The 13,536-nt window shown below is 75.7% G+C and carries 12 protein-coding genes; 3 read left to right on the top strand and 9 right to left on the bottom strand.

All coding sequences use genetic code 11. The annotated features are described in order from the left end of the window. Positions 1–84: 84 nt before the first annotated feature. Together ACIDOF_RS24915 and ACIDOF_RS24910 are read left to right on the top strand one after the other, a co-directional pair. Entirely contained in the window at positions 85–1,005 is a 921-nt protein-coding gene (locus tag ACIDOF_RS24915) for a helix-turn-helix domain-containing protein (RefSeq protein WP_409008308.1), read from the top strand. Next, complete coding sequence (locus ACIDOF_RS24910) at positions 1,002–1,451, top strand: VOC family protein (protein ID WP_409008307.1); 450 nt, start codon at positions 1,002–1,004, stop codon at positions 1,449–1,451. The genes ACIDOF_RS24915 and ACIDOF_RS24910 overlap by 4 nt, the downstream gene beginning before the upstream one ends. 164 nt (positions 1,452–1,615) lie before the next feature. Here ACIDOF_RS24910 and ACIDOF_RS24905 read toward each other — a convergent pair whose 3' ends face one another. Both ACIDOF_RS24905 and ACIDOF_RS24900 read right to left on the bottom strand, forming a co-directional pair. Continuing rightward, the gene (locus ACIDOF_RS24905) at positions 1,616–2,287 is read right to left on the bottom strand and encodes a transcriptional regulator (protein ID WP_409008306.1); all 672 of its coding nucleotides are present in this window, start codon (positions 2,285–2,287) and stop codon (positions 1,616–1,618) included. Between the two features lie 60 nt (positions 2,288–2,347). Further along, the gene (locus tag ACIDOF_RS24900; RefSeq protein ID WP_409008305.1) at positions 2,348–3,016 is read right to left on the bottom strand and encodes a ThuA domain-containing protein; all 669 of its coding nucleotides are present in this window, start codon (positions 3,014–3,016) and stop codon (positions 2,348–2,350) included. Positions 3,017–3,251: 235 nt separating this feature from the next. On the opposite strand from ACIDOF_RS24900, the gene fes reads away from it, so the two are divergent. After that, on the top strand, positions 3,252–4,469 hold the full coding sequence (gene fes, locus ACIDOF_RS24895; protein ID WP_409008304.1) for an enterochelin esterase: 1,218 nt from the start codon (positions 3,252–3,254) through the stop codon (positions 4,467–4,469). Positions 4,470–4,499: 30 nt separating this feature from the next. Here the strand turns inward: fes and ACIDOF_RS24890 are convergent, their stop codons facing one another. Genes ACIDOF_RS24890 through dhbC form a run of 7 tightly spaced genes read right to left on the bottom strand, consistent with a single transcriptional unit; the run spans position 4,500 to position 13,505 of the window. Then, entirely contained in the window at positions 4,500–5,621 is a 1,122-nt protein-coding gene (locus ACIDOF_RS24890; protein WP_409008303.1) for a 4'-phosphopantetheinyl transferase family protein, read from the bottom strand. Continuing rightward, positions 5,618–5,833: an MbtH family NRPS accessory protein gene (locus tag ACIDOF_RS24885; protein WP_409008302.1), complete on the bottom strand. Its 216-nt coding sequence runs from the start codon at positions 5,831–5,833 to the stop codon at positions 5,618–5,620. The genes ACIDOF_RS24890 and ACIDOF_RS24885 overlap by 4 nt, the downstream gene beginning before the upstream one ends. Then, positions 5,830–9,786, bottom strand: a complete 3,957-nt coding sequence (locus ACIDOF_RS24880) for an amino acid adenylation domain-containing protein (RefSeq protein WP_409008301.1) — start codon at positions 9,784–9,786, stop codon at positions 5,830–5,832. The genes ACIDOF_RS24885 and ACIDOF_RS24880 overlap by 4 nt, the downstream gene beginning before the upstream one ends. Next, positions 9,783–10,022: a phosphopantetheine-binding protein gene (locus tag ACIDOF_RS24875; protein WP_409008300.1), complete on the bottom strand. Its 240-nt coding sequence runs from the start codon at positions 10,020–10,022 to the stop codon at positions 9,783–9,785. Before ACIDOF_RS24875 ends, ACIDOF_RS24880 begins: the two co-directional genes overlap by 4 nt. A 5-nt stretch (positions 10,023–10,027) precedes the next feature. Then, the gene (locus ACIDOF_RS24870) at positions 10,028–10,660 is read right to left on the bottom strand and encodes an isochorismatase family protein (protein WP_409008299.1); all 633 of its coding nucleotides are present in this window, start codon (positions 10,658–10,660) and stop codon (positions 10,028–10,030) included. A 23-nt stretch (positions 10,661–10,683) separates the two neighbouring features. After that, complete coding sequence (locus ACIDOF_RS24865; protein WP_409008298.1) at positions 10,684–12,321, bottom strand: (2,3-dihydroxybenzoyl)adenylate synthase; 1,638 nt, start codon at positions 12,319–12,321, stop codon at positions 10,684–10,686. Continuing rightward, on the bottom strand, positions 12,318–13,505 hold the full coding sequence (gene dhbC, locus ACIDOF_RS24860) for an isochorismate synthase DhbC (RefSeq protein WP_409008297.1): 1,188 nt from the start codon (positions 13,503–13,505) through the stop codon (positions 12,318–12,320). The genes ACIDOF_RS24865 and dhbC overlap by 4 nt, the downstream gene beginning before the upstream one ends. Positions 13,506–13,536 lie beyond the last annotated feature (31 nt).

Below are 13,536 nucleotides of genomic sequence, written 5' to 3'. Positions count from 1 at the left end.
GCCCGCAGACCGGGTCTTTCGGACACCCCGCCGCCCGTGCCGCGCCCCCGGGACAGGCCCGCCGCCCCGTCCCATACTGGAGTCATGGCGTCCCGCAAGGCGGCCGTACGGGAGCAGGGGACCGCGGACGGTGAGTCCGGGGAGTCCCGGGAGTTCGTGCGGGCCGGGACCGGGGTCGACGGGGTCGTGTCGGCGGTCGGGTACCGCGCGTCGGGGCTGCGGCCCGGGCTGCACGTGGGCCTTCCGTCCCCGTATCTGACGTTGATCTTCTCCTTCGACGGGCCGGTGACGACCGGGCTCACCCCGCGGCAGGCGGTCGGCGCGGACGCCGCGCGGGCCGACATCGTGGTGGGCGCGCTGCACCGGAGCCCCGCGTACGTGGTGCAGCCCGAGCGGCAGTCGGGCATCCAGCTGGCCGTGCATCCGCTCGCGGCCCGTGCGCTGTTCGGGATGCCCGCCGCCGAGCTCACGGGTGCGCTGGTCGTGCCGGGGGCGGACGTGCTCGGCGCGCGGGCCGAGTCGGTGCGGCAGCAGCTGGCCGGGCAGGCCGACTGGGCGGACCGGTTCGAGACGCTCGCCGCGTACCTGCGGGCGCGCGCGGCGGCGGCCGGGCCTGCGCCGCCGGTACGGCCGGAGGTGGCGGAGGCGTGGGCGTGGCTGGCCCGGCACCGGGGCGCGGGCACGCTGCGGGGCCTCGCCGGGCATGTGGCGCTCAGCCCGCGCCGGCTGACGACGCTGTTCCGCGCGGAGACCGGGGTGACGCCGAAGCAGGCGGCGAGCCTGATGCGGTTCGAGCACGCGAAGAAGGCGCTGGTCCGCGCGGTCGTCGACGGCACGGCCCTCGACCTGGCGCGGGTGGCGGCGGACTGCGGCTACTACGACCACTCGCATCTGGTCCACGACTTCCGCCGCTTCACGGGGGCGAGCCCGACGGCGTGGGTGGCCGAGGAGTGCCGGAATATCCAAGCCGGGGGCCACAGGAACGGTGAACCGTGGAACCCATGAACACGACAGACCAGCACACGCAGCAGAACGCTCCGCAGACCGCGCCCCCGGCGCCGAACGTGTGGCCCACGCTCCAGGCGCACGACGCGCCCGCCCTGATCGACTTCCTCGTCGACACGGTCGGCTTCGAGCGCACGGTCGTCCACGAGGACGCGGGCAAGGTCGCCCACGCGCAGCTCGACTGGCCGGAGGGCGGCGGCATCATGCTCGGCTCGTACGACCCCGAGCACAAGGAGTGGTCGGTCCAGCCCGGCACGCTCGGCGCGTACGTCGTCACGGACCACGTCGACGAGCTGTACGCCCGGCTCACGGCGCCCGGCGCCGGGGTGCGGATCCTCCGCGAGATCGAGGACCAGCCCTACGGCAGCCGCGAGTTCGCGATCACCGACCCGGAGGGCAACAAGTGGTCCTTCGGCACGTACCGGGGCGAGCCACGAGCCGACTAGGGCCCCGTCAGGGGCGCGGGGAACTGCGCGAGCAACCACGACGGCGCCGCAGCCACGCGGCGCCAGCCGCAAATCGGCACAGCCGGGAAGGGGCGGGGAGGGGCAAAGGATCGAGCCCGAAGGGCGAGGCGAGACCGGGCCCGAAGGGCGGTGCAGGCGCGGCCTTACGCCAACCGGGCCAGCGTCGACCAGAACAACTCCTCGTAGCTCCGCAGCAACCGCCCCGACCGGCAGGCCGCCGTGACGTCCAGGGCGGGGCGCGCCGACAGCCCCTCCTCGACCGCCGCCTCCGCCTGCGAGGCCAATGCGGGCGCGGGCGCGGCGAAGAAGTCGAAGAAGCCGCAGGACGCCTCGTCGTAGCCGTAGTGGCTGCGCAGCCCGTGCGCGATGCGGGCGCAACTGCCGCCCCACGCAGCGAAGTTGGCGCTCAGCGCGAGCACGACTTCCGCGGGCCGCCCGGTGAGCGCGAGGCGGGCCACGTAGGACGGGTAGGCCTGGCAGCCGGGCAGCGGCTCGTAAGCGTCGATCGCCGCCGCGTCGAGCCCGCAGGCGGCGGCGAGCGGCCCGAGGTGGGCGGCGGCGGTGCGCTCGCCCTCGGCGAGGGTCGCGAAGAACGCGGCGCTCGCGGGCGCCCGCAGCTCGGCGGCACGGTCGGCGAGGTGCCCGAAGGCCCGCCGGTCGCTGTCGATGACGTGGTGCTGTTCGAGGGCGAGCGTGCTGATGGCGACCTGCCGGGCGGTGCCCCGCTCGATCTCGGCGACCAGGGCGTTGCCGTCGGGGTCGGGGGCGAGTTCGGCGGTGGTGGCGGCCAGGACGGCCGCGGCCTCGCTTGGCATGCTCCGAGCGTACGCGGGGCACGACGGCACAGCAGTCCCGCAGGGCGCGACCGCCGCCGTCTACGGACGGCCGCCCGCCTGCACCAGGCCCGCCGCCCAGCGGACCCCGCCGAGGAGGTGGGCCCGGAACTCCGGGTCGGCGTACGCCTCGGGGGTGTGGCCGAGCGCGGTGTAGAAGACGCGGCCGGCGCCCTGCTCGCGGCACCAGACCAGCGGGTGGTCGGCGCCCATCCCGCCGCCCTCGTACGTGGACTCGTCGGCGGACGCCAGCACGCGGACCGTTCCGCGCGGGCTCGCGTCGAAGTCGTACCACTCGTCGGTGAACCGCCAGCGGGCCGGGAGGCGGCGGGTGGCCGGGTGGTCGCGGTCCTCGACGACGACGGTGCCGGGCTGCAGCGCGGGGTGGCGGGTGAAGCGGGCGCCGATGAGCGTGCGGAAGTGCGGCCAGCCGTACTCGGTGCAGGCGGCGGCGTGCACGCCCGCGAGACCGCCGCCGGAGCCGACGTACGCGGCGAGGCGTTCCCGGCCGCGCGGGGTGAGGACGTCGCCGCTGGTGTTGAGGAGGACGACGGCGGCGTACGCGTCGAGGCCCGACTCGAACGCGGCCGGGTCCTCGGTGGCGTCGACGGACCAGCCGTCCGCGGCGGAGAGTGCGGCGACGCCCGCGGGGATGGAGGCGTGGCGGTAGTCGCGGGTGCGGGTGAAGACGAGCAGGCGCGGGGGCGTCATGGGCGTCGCTCCGAGTGCGCGGGGCAGGCACGGCAGGTTGGGTAAGGTGAACCTTACTTCCCCTGAACTCCCGTCGCCCGGAGGCCGCCCCATGCCCGAGCCCGAATCCGCGCCCGCCCCCGCGTCCGCGTCAGGGTCGGGGCAAGCGGCCGCGTGCGGATCGGGGCAGGCGTCCGTGTCCGTCGCGCCGGCCCGGCCTCCGCGGGTCCCGCGGCCGCGGCCGGTGCGGCGCGGGGTGAGTGCGCGGGTCGCGGCGCTCGCGGCGGGCGAGGTGGACGAGGCGGAGTTCTGGCGGGCGGCCGTGGCGGAGGGCACACCGCTGATCGAGCCGGAGCCCGAAAGCCCCTCGGACGCCGCCGACGGCCGTCTCACCGTGACCTTCCTCTGGCGCGGCTCCCCCGCCACCCGGGCCGTGCTCGTCGTTCCGAACAAGGTCATGGACCCGGCCGACCTCGCCGCCAACCTGATGGAACGGGTGCCCGGCACCGACGTGTGGCACTGGTCGCTGCGGATGCGGGCCGACTGGCGGGCCACGTACGGCCTCTGCGTCGACGAGGGCGGCGCGCCCGACGAGCCGGGCACGCCCGCGTACTGGCGGTGGCTGCGCGCCCAGCACCGCGTCGACCCGCTCAACTCCCGCTCCCTGAACCGCCGTTGGGGCGCCGGGCCGATCTCGTACGTGGAGCTGCCGGGCGCGCCCCGCGGCGTGGAGTGGCGGGTGCGGGCGGACGTGCCGTGCGGGTCGGTGGGCGTGCACCGCGTCCGCAGCGAACGGCTCGGCAACGAGCGCCGGGTGTGGGTGTACGAACCCGCCGGGCACGGGGAGACGGCGCGCGGCGACCTGCCCGTGCTCGTGCTGTTCGACGGCGAGTCCTGGCAGCCCGAGCTCGGTGTGGCCACGCTGCTCGACAACCTGATCGCGGACGGCCGCATCCCGCCGGTCGTGGCGCTGCTGCCCGAGGCGCTCGACAACACCACCCGCTGGGCCGAACTCGGCTGCGCCGACCGGTTCGTGGACTTCCTCGCCGACGAGCTGCTCCCGTGGGCGGCCGAGCGGCTGCCGGTCACGTCCGACCCGGCGCGCACGGTCCTCGCGGGCCAGAGCCTCGGCGGTCTGACGGCGGCGTACGCGGCGCTGCGCGCCCCGCACCGGTTCGGCAACGTGCTGTCGCAGTCGGGCTCGTTCTGGTGGCCGGCGGGCGAGGCGGGGGCGGAGCTGGTGACGGAGCTGGTGCGGGCCTCGCCGCGGCTCCCGGTCCGCTTCCGGCTGTCGGCGGGCGAGCAGGAGTGGGTACTGCTGCCGAGCAGCCGCCGCCTGCGCGACGCGCTGCGCGAGCGGGGGTACGCGGACGCGTCGTACGGGGAGTTCAACGGCGGGCACGACTGGCTGTGCTGGCGCACCGAACTCGCCGACGGACTCGTGGAGTTGCTGGGCGGCACGGCCTCGCCCTGACGGCACTCCGACGGCCTCGGACGGCCGGGTTCAGGGGGTGTGCCGCACCGCGCAGGCCGCCGCGTACCCCTCCGGGACGGGCACGTCGGCGAGGGTCCAGCCGGGTACGGGCTCCGGGTGCGGGCCCGTGCCGACGAGGGTGTCGCGCAGGCCCTCCGTGGTGAGGCCCTCCCCCGTGCCCTTCAGGTAGGCCTCCTTCCGCGTCCAGCAGCGGGTGAACGCCGAGGGCGCGGGGTCGGCGGCCAGGGCGGCGCGCTCGTACGGGTGGAGGCCCGCGGCCACGTCCGTCACGAGGGCGGCGTCGGCGAGGAGTTCGAGGTCGACGCCGACGGGCCGCTCGGCCAGGGCGATCAGGGCTAGGCCCCCGGAGTGGGAGAGCGAGAAGTGGACGGGGGCGCCGGGCAGCGCGGGGCGTCCGTGCGGGCCGCCGCAGCCCGGGCAGGGCTCCCGCACGAACCGCAGCCCGGCCGGATCGCGGTCCAGGCGCGCCCCGAGCACCCGCCGCAGCAGCGCGTGCGCGGCGACGTGGAGCAGCCGATCGGCGGGCCGCCGAAGCCGCTCGGCCCGGGCCCGCTCGTCGGCGTCGAGCAGGGCGAGGTCGGCGGGGTCGGGGGCCTGGGCCAGGTCTGCCGGACGTGGTGCGGCGGGGGCGGGGCCCTGCGCGAGGCCGGAAACAGGCAGTGGTCCGGGAACAGGCAGTACGGAGGACGCGAGGTCACCGGCGAAGCCGCCCCGGGTCGGCACGGCGGAGGCACGGTCACCGGCGAAGCCGCCCGCCTCTGGTTCCGCGTGGGCGTGGTCCCGCACGGGATCGGCCGGGCGCCGGGCGGCGAAGGCCGGGTCACCAGCCAGGGCACCCGGGGGCGGTGCGGCGTGAGGGTGGTCCTGCTCGGCGGGGGCGCGCCCCCGCGCGGGGGCGCTCGGCGGCGGCCCTCCGTGGGCGGCGGCGGGTTCCGCCCCTGCCCCCTCGTCGCCGCGCGGCACGGGTCCCGCCGGGGGCCCGGCCGGCTGGGCCCGTTCCGCGGCGGGGCCGAGCCCCTGCCCCGCCGACACCCCCGTGAGCCACAACTCGACCTGCCCGACGCCGAGTCGGAGGCCCGGCGGCAGCTCCAGGCGCCGGGCCTCCGGCCGTCCGGGCGGCGGCGCGCTCAAGCCGCGGCCCCCGCGCCCGCCGCGTCCGCGTCGACGTACCGCGTGCACTCCTCGTACGGGGCGGGCCCGTGGACCGGGCGCCAGCCTGCGGGGGCCGGGGTGTGGGCGGGCCACAGGGAGTGCTCGGCGCGGGTGTTGCGCAGGACCAGGTGGGTGGAGGCCTGGGCCTGCTCGTCCGACGGGGCGTCGAACGGTCCGGCTGCGGTGGTCATCGGTCGAGCTCCTTGAGGCGGCGGCGCAGGACGTCCACGATCGCGTCCAGATGCGGCGCCTGGGTCAGGTGCGGGTGCAGGCAGTCGACGGGGTGCTCCGTCAGGGTGCCACCGATGTACGGCCGCCAGGCGTCCGGGGTCAGCCAGCGCTCGGCGCGTGGCGCGGCGGCGGTGAAGAACAGCACGTCGCCGTCGAAGCGCCGGTGGTGGTGCCCGCGCATCAGGTGGGCGTTGTTGACCACGATGTCGACGACGGCGGTCAGGGTCGCGTCGCTGAGCCCGGCCAGGGCGCTGCCCTCGCGGTGCAGGGTGGCGAGGACGTCGTCCCGGGTCAGCTCGTCGGTCCGCTCGTAGCCGGCCATCCGCAGCAGCGCGGTGAGGGCGTCGGCCTCGGCGGGCACGGCCTGGTCCTGCCACTGGTCGGACGGGTAGGCGTCGAGCATCGTGAGCAACTCGACCTCCTCACCGGCCTCTTGGAGCCGCACGGCGACGGTGTGGGCGACGACGCCGCCGACGGACCAGCCGAGCAGCCGGTACGGGCCGTGCGGCTGGACGGCCCGTAGCTGCGTGACGTAGTCGGCGGCCATCTCCTCCATCGACGCGGGGAGCGCTTCCGAGCCGAGCAGCCCGCGCGCCTGGAGCCCGTACACCGGCTGGTCCGGGTCGAGGCGGGACAGCAGCCCCGAGTAGCACCAGCTGAGGCCGCCCGCCGGGTGGAAGACGAACAGCGGGGTGCGGTCGCCGGTGGCGCGCAGCGGCAGCAGGCTCCGCAGCACGGCCTCGTTGCCGAGCCCGGAGTCCAGCTGCGCGGCGAGCGCGGCCGGGGTCGGGGCCTGGAAGAGGGCGCCGATGGCGAGGTCGGTGCCGAGGGTGTCGCGGACGCGGCGGACCAGGCGGGCGGCGAGCAGCGAGGTGCCGCCGAGCTCGAAGAAGCCGTCCTCGACGCCGACTTCGACGCCGAGCACCTCCGAGAACAGGCCGACGAGGGTCTCCTCGCGCGGGTCGCGGGGCGCGCGCCCGGCGCCGCCCGGGGTGTGCGCGGGCGCGGGCAGGGCCTTGCGGTCCAGCTTGCCGTTGGGGCTGAGCGGGAAGTCGTCGAGGGCGACGAGGGCTCCGGGGACCATGTAGTCGGGCAGCGTCCTGGCGAGGCGCTCCCGTACGGCGTCCGGGTCCAGGCCGTCGGGGGCGGTGACGTAGCCGACGAGGCGCTGGTCGCCCGGCCGGTCCTCGCGGACCAGGACGCAGGCGCCGGTGATCCCGTCGCAGGCCGCCAACTCGGCCTCGATCTCGCCGAGTTCGATGCGCAGGCCGCGCAGCTTGACCTGGTGGTCGGTGCGGCCGAGGTACTCGATCTCGCCGCGCTCGGTCCAGCGCGCCAGGTCGCCGGTGCGGTACATGCGGCTGCCGGGCGGCCCGTACGGGTCGGCGACGAAACGGGACGCGGTGAGCGCGGGGCGGCCCAGGTACTCCGAGGCCAACTGGACGCCCGCCAGGTGGAGTTCGCCGGGCACGCCGGGCGGGCAGGGCTGGAGGGCCGCGTCCAGGACGTACAGGCGGGTGTTCCACACGGGCTGGCCGATCGGCACGGGCCCGGTCGCGGAGGGGCGGGTGTCGCAGGCGTGGTACGTGACGTCGACGGCGGCCTCCGTGGGGCCGTACAGGTTGTGCAGCTCCACCTCGGGCAGCGTGCGGCCGAACTCCTGGACGGTCTCGCGGGGCAGGGCCTCGCCGCTGCAGAAGACTCGGCGCAGCCCGGTGCAGTCGGCCGCGCCCGGCTCGGCGAGGAACACCTGGAGCATCGACGGCACGAAGTGGCAGGTGGTGACGGCCTGTTCGCGGATGGTGCGGGCGAGGTAGGCGGGGTCCTTGTGGCCGCCGGGCTCGGCGAGGACGATCGTCGCGCCGACCCGCAGGGCCCAGAAGAACTCCCACACGGACACGTCGAACCCGGACGGGGTCTTCTGCAGCACCCGGTCTCCGGGGCCTAGCTGGTACTCGGCCTGCATCCAGCGCAGCCGGTTGTCGATCGCCGCGTGCGGCACGACGACGCCCTTGGGGCGGCCGGTGGAGCCCGAGGTGTAGATGACGTACGCGGAATGCTGCGGGGTGAGCGCGCGGGGCGGGTCGATGCCCAACTCGCCGCCGATGTCGAGGCCTTGGAGGATCACGGCGGGTGCGTCGGTCCCGGCGGGCACGCGTGCGGCGGTGTCCGCGATCACGACGGCGGGCCGCGCGTCCTCGACCGTGTGGGCCAGTCGCTCGGCCGGGTAGTCCGGGTCGAGCGGCAGATAGGCGCCGCCCGCCTTGACGACGGCGAGGAGGGTGACGACGAGGTCGAGGGAGCGCGGCACGGCCACGGCGGCGAGCGCGCCCGGCCGCACCCCGAGCCCCCGCAGATGCCAGGCCAGCCGGTTGGCGCGGGCGTTGAGTTCGGCGTACGTGAGGGTCTCGGCGCCGAAGGCGAGGGCGGGCGCGTCCGGGGTGCGGGCGGCCTGGGCCTCGATGGGGCCGACGAGGGTGGTGGGCGGCACGTCCTGCGCGGTGGCGTTGAACTCGTCGAGGACGAGGGCGCGTTCGGCGCTCGTGCAGATGCCGTGCCGGGCCAGCGGCTCGTGCGGGTCGGCGGCGGCGATCCGGGCCAGGAGGTCGAGGAAGCGGCGCTGGTGGACGCCGAGTTCGTGCTCCTCGTACAGGGCGGGGTTGCCGTCGTGGTCGATGCGGAGGCCGGTGCCGTCGGCGCGGTCGTAGACGTTGACGGTGAGGTCGTCGACGGGCCCGGCGGACAGGTTGTGGGCCTTCGAGGGGGCGCCGGCGAAGGTCAGGCCGTAGTCGAACGGCATGACGTTGATCAGCGGGCCGACCAGGGCGCGGCCCTCGCCGAGGAGGCCGAGGTCGCGGCGGATGTCCTCGTACCGGTAGCGCTGGTGCTTGCGGGCGGCGCGGACGCGGAGGACGACCTGCCGGGTCAGCTCGGCGAACGTGGCGTGCGGGGCGACGGTGAGGCGCAGCGGCAGGACGTTCATGACCATGCCGGGGATGCGCAGGGCGGCGGAGCCCATGCGGCCCATCATGGGCAGGCCGAGGACGACCTCCTCGGTGTGCGTGGCGCGGGACAGGTACAGGGCCTGCGCGGCGATCAGCACGTCCGGCCAGGTGGCGCGCACGCCCGCCGCCAACTCCTTGATCCGGCCGGTGAGTTCGGCGTCGATGTGCGCGGTGCGGCGGTGGAAGGCGCGGGACGGCAGGGCGGTGCGCCCGGCGAGGCTCACGGCCTCGGGCCGGTCGGCGAACGCCGTGTTCCAGTGCGCGCGGTCGGTGTCGTACGCCTCGGACGTGCGGTACGCGGCGTCCTCGGCGACGAGGTCGGTGAGCCGGCCGAAAGGGCTGGGGCCGGGGTCGCCGTCGGCGGCGAGCGCGGTGTAGACCTCGGCGGTGCGGCGGGCGAGCAGCGAGTAGCCGAAGCCGTCGAGGACGGCGTGGTGGACGCGCTGAAACCAGAGCCAGCGGGCGTCGCCGACCCGGTACAGGGCGTGCTGGAACAGCGGCCCGGCGGCCAGGTCGAACGGGGCGGCCAGGTCGTCCCGCATGCGGGCGCGGGCGGCGGCGTCCGGGTCGTCGAGGCCGCGCAGGTCGTGCGCCCGGAACGGGAAGGGCACGGCGTCCGCGTCGGCCGGGCCGTCCAGCTCGCCGATGACGAGCGGGAGTTGGCGGGGCCCGTCGGCGGTCTCGACCAGGCGGACCCGGAGCGCGTCCGCCTCACCGGCGACGCGGTGCAGGGCCCGGGCGAAGCGGCGGGGGTCGACGGGGCCGTGGATCTCGATGCATTCGGCGGTGTTCTGCGCGGGGCTCTCCGGGTCGAGGGCCTGCGCGAACCACATGCCGGACTGGGCGGCGGTGAGCGGGAGGTCCACGACCGCCGCCCGGGCGGCCGAGGGCTCCAGGACGGCGGTCATGCCGTGACCCCGAGGAGCCGCGCCCAGGCCTCGACGGCGGGCTGTTCGGCCAGGTCCACGAAGGTCGCCTCGACGCCGTGGTCGCGGCGCCAGCGCTCCAGGAGGGCCATGATGCGGACGGAGTCGAGGCCGTGGTCGACGAGGTTCTCGTCGACGGGGATGTCGGCGACGTCCTCGCCGAGCGCGTCGGCGACGTCGGCGCGTATCCGCTCCGCGGTGAGCGTGCTCGTTGCCATGGTGGTCAGGCCCCCTGGAAGGTCGTGCCGGTCGTGGTGACGACGGCGCACTTGGCGGCCGCCCAGCGCAGCGCCATGTCGTGGTCGGCGCGGGAGAAGTCGGCGACCGCGTCGGCGACGAGGAAGGCCTGGATGTCCCGCATCCAGGCGTCGCAGGCGGACATCAGGACGCCGATGTGCGCGTACACGCCGACGATCACGAGCTGGTCGCGGCCCTGCGCGCGCATCGTCTCGGCGAGGTCGGTGCGGACGAACGCGCTGTACTTCCACTTGGTGAGCACGGTGTCGCCGTCGACGGGCGCCACGGCCGGGGCGATCGCCTCCGCCTCCGGGTCGTCGGGCAGTCCCGGCCCCCAGAAGTCCTGCTGCAGCCCGCGCTCGGCGGGGCTCTGGCCGCCGGGCTGCGCCGAGTACACGACGGGCACGCCGAGCGCACGCGCCTGCGCGGTCAACTCGCCGACGTGGGCGAGGAGTTCGGTGACGGGCGAGGCGTCCTGCTCGTACGCCCGCAGGAAGTAGTTCTGCAGATCGTGCACGAGCAGCACGGCCCGCGCCGGGTCGACGGTCCATCCGACGCGGTTGCCGGGAAGCTCCGCGGCGGTGGGCATCGGGTAGGGGGAGATGGCGGGGAGGGCCATGGTGTGGGGGCCTTTCGGGGGTGTCACTGGTCGGCGGCGGCGGTCGTACGGAGGCGCAGGTCTTTCTTGGAGACCTTGCCGACGCCGGTCTGCGGCAAGGCGTCGACGAACTCGACCCGGTCGGGGACCTTGAACGCGGCGAGGCCCCGCTCCCGTACGAACTTCTTGATGGCGACGGGCTTCAGCGGCTCGGCGTCGGCGCGCAGGACGACATAGGCGCAGGTCCGCTCGCCGAGGTACGCGTCGGGCACGGCGACGACGGACACGTCGTGGACGGCGGGGTGGGCGAGGACGACGTTCTCGACCTCCTCCGGGGCGACCTTCTCGCCGCCCCGGTTGATCTGGTCCTTGGCCCGGCCCTCGACGACGAGATGCCCGGTCTCCGTGCGGCGTACGACGTCACCGGTGCGGTAGAAGCCGTCCTCGGTGAAGGACCGCCTGTTGTGCTCGGGGGCGCGCCAGTAGCCGCGGATGGTGTACGGGCCGCGGGTCAGCAGGTGCCCGGTGGCGCCGACGGGCAGGTCCCGGTCCTGGTCGTCGACGACGCGGATCTCGTCGTGCGCGGAGATCGGCCGGCCCTGCGTGGTGACGATCGTCTCCACCGGGTCGTCGAGGCGGGTGTAGTTGACGAGCCCCTCGGCCATGCCGAAGACCTGCTGGAGGGTGCAGTCCAGGGCGGGCCGCACCCGGCGGGCGGCCTCCTCGCTGAACTTGGCGCCGCCGACCAGGAGCACGTCGAGGCTCGACAGGTCGTGGCGGGCGGAGGGGCCGGCCTCGGTCCACACCAGGGCCAGGGGCGGGACGAGGCCGGTGATCGTGACGCGTTCCCGCTCGATGATCGGGAACGCGGTCTCCGGGTCGGGCTGCGGGCACATCACGACCCGCCCGCCCGCGTACAGCACGCCGAGCGAACCGGGCGACGACAGCGGGAAGTTGTGCGCGGCGGGCAGCACGACGAGGTACACGGAGTGCTCGTCGACGGCGCAGATCTCGTTGGAGCCCCACAGCGAGTACAGGTAGTCGTCGTGCGTGCGCGGGATCAGCTTCGGCACGCCCGTCGAACCGCCGGACAGCTGCAGGAACGCCAGGTCGGAGGGTTCCGGCTCGTCGTACGGGACGAAGTCGTCGCGGGCGACGTCCGCGAGGCGGGTGTGCGCGGTGTGCGGGCCCGCGTCGCCGACCACGAACACGTCCCGCAGCGTGGCCACCTGGGCCTGCACGCGGGCGGCGAGCTCACGGTGGTCGAAGCCCGCGTGCGTGTCCGGCACGACATACGCGACGGCCTCGGTGAACTCGCAGAAGTAGCGGATCTCGGTCTCGCGGTGCGCGGGCAGCGCGAACACCGGGAGCGCGCCGATCCGGAACAGCGCGAAGATCACCTCGAAGAACTCGGCCACGTTGGGGAGTTGGACGACGACCCGGTCGCCCTTGCGGATGCCGCGCGCGGCGAAGCCGTTCGCCAGCCGGTCGGCGCGCCGGTCGAGGTCCGCGTACGTCCAGCGGCGCTCGCCGTCGACGACCGCGATCCGGTCGGGGTGGGCGGCGGCACGCTCGTGCAGCATGCCGCCGAAGGTCTCGCCGCGCCAGTAGCCGAGGGCGCGGTAGCGGTCGGCGAACTCCTCGGGCCAGGCGGGCGCGTCGGCGGTCTCGGAAACGGTCACAGCTCGGCTCCCACGGCGTTCAGGAACGTACGGAACTTGGCGCCGGTCTCGGCGGTCTCGGCCTCCGGCGAGGAGTCGGCGACGACGCCTGCGCCCGCGTACAGGCGCAGCCGGTCCTGCTCGGCCTCGGCGCAGCGGATGGTGACGACCCACTCGCCGTCGCCGTCGGCGTCGCCCCAGCCGACCATGCCGGTGAACATGCCCCGGTCGAAGGGTTCGAGCTCGCGGATCACCTCGCGGGCCGACGGCGTGGGCGTCCCGCAGACGGCGGGCGTCGGGTGCAGCGCGCACGCCAACTCCAGGGCGGAGACGGCCGGTTCGCGCACGGTGCCGGTGACGGTGGTGGCCAGGTGCCACATGGCGGCGGTACGGACGAGGGTGGGCCGCTCGGGCACGGTCAGGTCGTCGCAGTACGGGGCGAGGGCCGCGCGTACGGCGTCGACGACGACGGCGTGCTCGTGCAGGTCCTTCGGCGACTCCAGGAGCGCGGCGGCGCGGCGCACGTCCTCGGCGAGGTCGGCGCTGCGCGGCGTGGACCCGGCGAGCGGGTTGGCGACGAGCCGCCCGCCGCGCCGCGACACGAGCAGCTCGGGGCTGGCGCCGAGCAGGGTCCGGCCGGGCCCGGACGGCACCGCGAACGTGTAGCCGGAGGGGTCGCGCCGGGCGAGCCGCTGCAGCAGCGCGGGAAGGTCGAGCGCGCTGGGCGGGCGGAGTTCGAGGGTGCGGGCGAGGACGACCTTGTCGAGCTCGCCGGCCCGCATGCGCTGGACGGCGCGGGCGACGGACTCGGCGTACTCCTCGGGCGCGGGCACCTGCCGCACGTCCCAGGCGCCGTCGCCGGGAGCTTCGGCGTCCACGCCGATCAGCGGGTCGCGGTGCAGCGCGGGCGCCCACCGGACGGTGTCGGGCACGGCGAGGGCGGCGGGCTCCTCGTGGTCGAAGGCGACGGCCCCGACGACGACGGGCGCGGCGTCCCCCGCGGCCTGCCGGTCCCGCAGCACGGCGGCGACCCGTTCCGTCAACGGCCGCTCGTCGTGCGGGACTTCGGCCCGCGTGCCGTGGGCGAGCAGCGTACGGGTCGGCGAGGCGAAGAACCGGTCGTCCCCGGCGCGGTAGCCGTCGAGCAGAGCCGTGGCGGCGCCGACGGTGGGCAGGGCGGGGGCGACGTCCTGGGTGGAGGTCACGGATGGGTCTCCTGAGGGGGGTGGGGTGGGG

Origin of the sequence: Streptomyces sp. Da 82-17 (assembly GCF_046098215.1) — a bacterium.
Taxonomy (GTDB): Bacteria; Actinomycetota; Actinomycetes; order Streptomycetales; family Streptomycetaceae; genus Streptomyces.
This window is presented reverse-complemented; position numbering and strand designations above follow the sequence as displayed.

Coding starts and splice junctions, on each gene's coding strand:
- ACIDOF_RS24915 (WP_409008308.1), top strand. CDS start 85: ATGGCGTCCCGCAAGGCGGCCGTACGGGAGCAGGGGACCGCGGACGGT.
- ACIDOF_RS24870 (WP_409008299.1), bottom strand. CDS start 10,660: ATGGCCCTCCCCGCCATCTCCCCCTACCCGATGCCCACCGCCGCGGAG.
- ACIDOF_RS24880 (WP_409008301.1), bottom strand. CDS start 9,786: ATGACCGCCGTCCTGGAGCCCTCGGCCGCCCGGGCGGCGGTCGTGGAC.
- ACIDOF_RS24900 (WP_409008305.1), bottom strand. CDS start 3,016: ATGACGCCCCCGCGCCTGCTCGTCTTCACCCGCACCCGCGACTACCGC.
- ACIDOF_RS24910 (WP_409008307.1), top strand. CDS start 1,002: ATGAACACGACAGACCAGCACACGCAGCAGAACGCTCCGCAGACCGCG.
- ACIDOF_RS24875 (WP_409008300.1), bottom strand. CDS start 10,022: ATGGCAACGAGCACGCTCACCGCGGAGCGGATACGCGCCGACGTCGCC.
- ACIDOF_RS24905 (WP_409008306.1), bottom strand. CDS start 2,287: ATGCCAAGCGAGGCCGCGGCCGTCCTGGCCGCCACCACCGCCGAACTC.
- ACIDOF_RS24885 (WP_409008302.1), bottom strand. CDS start 5,833: ATGACCACCGCAGCCGGACCGTTCGACGCCCCGTCGGACGAGCAGGCC.